At 64.7% G+C, this 3,597-nt stretch carries 5 protein-coding genes; 1 reads left to right on the forward strand and 4 read right to left on the reverse strand.

Features of this window, described 5'->3' with window-relative positions; all coding sequences use genetic code 11:
- From trpA to EN745_RS31845, 3 genes are all read right to left on the reverse strand, one after another.
- A partial coding sequence (gene trpA, locus EN745_RS31835) for a tryptophan synthase subunit alpha (RefSeq protein ID WP_127423082.1) occupies positions 1 to 616 on the reverse strand: 616 nt, incomplete at its 3' end.
- A 2-nt stretch (positions 617 to 618) separates the two neighbouring features.
- Positions 619 to 1,839 (reverse strand): tryptophan synthase subunit beta, encoded by a 1,221-nt coding sequence (gene trpB, locus EN745_RS31840; RefSeq protein WP_127423083.1) that lies wholly within the window; start codon positions 1,837 to 1,839, stop codon positions 619 to 621.
- Between the two features lie 15 nt (positions 1,840 to 1,854).
- Complete coding sequence (locus EN745_RS31845) at positions 1,855 to 2,526, reverse strand: phosphoribosylanthranilate isomerase (protein WP_127423084.1); 672 nt, start codon at positions 2,524 to 2,526, stop codon at positions 1,855 to 1,857.
- Positions 2,527 to 2,637: 111 nt separating this feature from the next.
- On the opposite strand from EN745_RS31845, the gene EN745_RS31850 reads away from it, so the two are divergent.
- Complete coding sequence (locus tag EN745_RS31850) at positions 2,638 to 2,856, forward strand: hypothetical protein (RefSeq protein WP_126057132.1); 219 nt, start codon at positions 2,638 to 2,640, stop codon at positions 2,854 to 2,856.
- Positions 2,857 to 2,883: 27 nt separating this feature from the next.
- On the opposite strand, the gene EN745_RS31855 is transcribed toward EN745_RS31850, so the two are convergent.
- Positions 2,884 to 3,597: M48 family metallopeptidase (locus EN745_RS31855; RefSeq protein ID WP_145992252.1), on the reverse strand; the 714-nt coding region annotated here is incomplete at its 5' end.

Here is a 3,597-nt window from a genome sequence, read left to right on the forward strand (position 1 = left end):
CGGTGTGACCCTTGATGCGCTTGACCGCCGCCGCCACCTTGGCGGTGTCGGCGAGCGCGGAGCCGGTGATGCCGGTCATCGAGACGTAATAGACGAAGCCGGAGGTGTTCTCCAACACCTTGGGCAGGCGCCTGTCGTCGGTGGTCGGCGTCGCCAGGCGGATGAAGTTGATGCCGGCTTTCAGCGCCGGGATGCAGAGTTCCTCGTCCATTTCCGGCGGCAGGTCGACGACGATCAGCCCGTCGATGCCGCTCGCCTTGGCGTCGGCGAGGAAGCGCTCGACGCCGTAGATGTAGATCGGGTTGTAGTAGCCCATCAGCACGATCGGCGTCTCATTGTCGCTCGCGCGGAATTCCGACGCCATCCTCAGCGTCTTGACCAGCGTCTGGCCGCCCTTGAGGGCTCTCAGGCCCGCCGCCTGGATGGCCGGACCGTCGGCCATTGGATCGGAAAACGGCATGCCGAGCTCGATGACGTCGCTGCCTGCTCCGGGCAGCGCCTTCATGATGGCGAGGGAAGTGTCGTAGTCGGGGTCGCCGCCCATGAAATAGGTGACGAGCGCCGGGCGGCCCTCGGCTTTCAACTTGGCCATGCGGCGGTCGATACGGGTCGTCATGTTCAGATCTCCATGCCCAGCATGTTGGCCACCGTGTGCACGTCCTTGTCGCCGCGGCCGGACAGGTTGACGATGACGATCTGGTCCTTGTCCATGGCCGGCACAATCTTCATCGCATGGGCGATGGCATGGGCCGATTCCAACGCCGGGATGATGCCTTCGACGCGCGTCGTCAGTTGGAAGGCTTCCAACGCCTCGTCGTCGAGGATTGGCACATATTCGACGCGGCCAGAGTCGCGCAGCCAGGAATGCTCCGGCCCAACGCCCGGATAGTCGAGACCGGCCGAGATCGAATGGCCGTCCATGATCTGGCCATCCGAATTTTGCAGAAGATAGGTGCGGTTGCCATGCAGCACGCCGGGCGCGCCGGCGTTCATCGAGGCGCAATGCTCGACGCCGTCGAGGCCGCGCCCGCCGGCCTCGATGCCGATGATGCGGACGTCCTTGTCGTCGAGGAAAGGGTGGAACAGGCCGATGGCGTTGGAGCCACCGCCGACGGCGGCGATGATCGTGTCGGGCAGCCGGCCTTCCTGTTCAAGGATCTGGGCGCGGGCTTCCGTGCCGATCACGGACTGGAAGTCGCGCACCAGCTCCGGATAGGGATGCGGGCCGGCCGCGGTGCCGATCAGGTAATAGGTGTCCTCGACATTGGTCACCCAATCACGCAGCGCCTCATTCATGGCGTCCTTCAGCGTGCCGTGACCGGCGGTGACCGGCCGCACCTCGGCGCCGAGCAGCTTCATGCGAAAGACGTTGGGGCTCTGGCGGGCGACGTCGGTGGCGCCCATGTAGACGACGCACGGATAGCCGAAGCGCGCCGCGACTGTGGCGGAGGCAACGCCATGCTGGCCGGCGCCAGTCTCGGCAATGATGCGCTTCTTGCCCATGCGCTTGGCAAGCAGGATCTGGCCGAGGCAATTGTTGATCTTGTGCGAGCCGGTGTGGTTCAAATCCTCGCGCTTGAAATAGACCTTGGCGCCGCCGAGATGTTTCGTGAGGCCTTCGGCGAAATAGAGCTTTGACGGCCGCCCGGCATAGTAGGTCGACAGGGCGGTCAGCTCGGCCCTGAACTCCGGATCATTCTTGGCCTCGTTCCAGTGTCGTTCGAGGTCGAGGATCAGCGGCATCAGCGTCTCGGCGACGAAGCGGCCGCCGAAGATGCCGAACATGCCCTGCTCGTCGGGCCCGGTGCGGAAGGAATTGGGCATAGCCGGCTTGTTCATCGCCGATCTCCTGATTCAAGAATTGCTCAGGCGGCGCGGTCGTCGCTGCGCGGCCCTGACGGCCCGGAAAAACTGCTCGATCAGCGCCGGTTCCTTGACGCCCGGGGCGCTCTCCACCCCCGACGAAATGTCGATACCGGGTGGATTGGCTGATCTCAGGGCATCGCCGATGTTGGCGGCGTTGAGCCCACCGGAAAGCATGTAATCGACGCCGGCGTCAAGGCCGGCAAGGATATGCCAGTCGAAGGCGACGCCGTTGCCGCCCGGCAATTCGGAACCTTTCGGCGGCTTGGCGTCGAACAGGAAGCGGTCGGCGATGCCGACGAACGGTTTTATCCGCTCCAGATCGGCCCCTTCGCTGATCGACAATGCCTTCATCACCGGCAGGCCATTGCGGGCTTTCACCTCGGCCACCCGCTCGGGCGTTTCGGTGCCATGCAGCTGCAGCATATCAGGCTGCATCCTGGCGACGATCTCATCCAGGAACGCATCACCGGCGTCGACGGTCACGGCAACCGCCAGGGCCTTGCCGCGCGCCGCCTCGCGCAGACGGCCAGCGTCGGCGGGCTCGATATAGCGAGGGCTCTTGGCGAAAAAGATGAAGCCGACATGGCTGGCGCCGCCAGCCAGCGCCGCGGCCATTGCCTCGTCGGTCTTCAACCCGCAGATCTTGATGTCGAGCGCCATGGCGCGGGGCTTGGCACGAAACGGCCGAAGAGTCGAGAAAAAGCATGCTGTTGCCGCCACCGCGGAAAGCACTACCTTTCAAAGAGGGACAACAGGCGGGAGCAGACAATCATGGCCGACCAGACCGTTGCCGAACTCAGGCAGAAGATCGCGCAAGCGCGCGAGGTGATCTCGCATCTGATGGACAAGGCCGCCTTCAACGGCGCCGAGGCGCACCGTGCGCTGGATTATTTCGGTGGTGACGCCTTCGACCGCAATTTCCTGCCGTGGCCACAACATGGCGCCGAGGGGTTGCGACCGGAGGAACTGAACGCGGCGAATGATGACTGAGCGGCCGGCCCAAGGCCGCCCGCAGCGTCAATCGAAAACAATCGCCTGCAGGGCGCCGCCGTTGCGCTTCAGCCAGTCCTTGCAGCGGTCGGTGTCGGGGCAGAGCTTTTCGCACAGTTTCCAGAATTTCGGGCCGTGGTTCATCTCTTTCAGATGCGCCACCTCATGCGCGACGAGGTAGTTTATCACCGGCGCCGGCGCCATCATGATGCGCCAGGAGAAGGATAGATTGCCTTCCGAGGTGCACGAGCCCCAGCGGCTGGAGGTGTCCTTGAAGCGGATCGCCTTGGCGCGCTTGCCGAGCGCTTCGGTGTGTTTGACCACCAGCTTCTCGATCTCGCGCTTGGCCTCGCGCTTCAGATAATCGGCGATGCGGCGCGGCAGGTGCACGCGCTCGCCATGCACGATGAGCAGCGGGCCGCGCTCGTCGCGCGAGATGGTGACGGTGCCACGCTTGGACGGATCATGGACGATGCGATGCGCCACGCCGCGCACCGGAATCTTGATGCCCGGCCGTACCTGCGGCCTTGTCGGCACCTTGGCCAGCCGCTGCTCCAGCCAGTCCTGATGGCGATCCAGGAATTTCTCCACCTCGCCGCGGCGCAGGCCCGGCGGCACGGTGATGCGCAGGCCCTGGCCGCCGGAATCGATGCGCAGCGTCAACCGGCGCGCCCTGTGGTTCTCGACGATCTTGAGCGGCAGCGTGCGACCGGCGACTTTATGCTCGCGCTCGACTACAGG

Source organism: Mesorhizobium sp. M4A.F.Ca.ET.022.05.2.1 (genome assembly GCF_003998845.1).
In the GTDB taxonomy this organism is placed as follows: Bacteria; Pseudomonadota; Alphaproteobacteria; order Rhizobiales; family Rhizobiaceae; genus Mesorhizobium.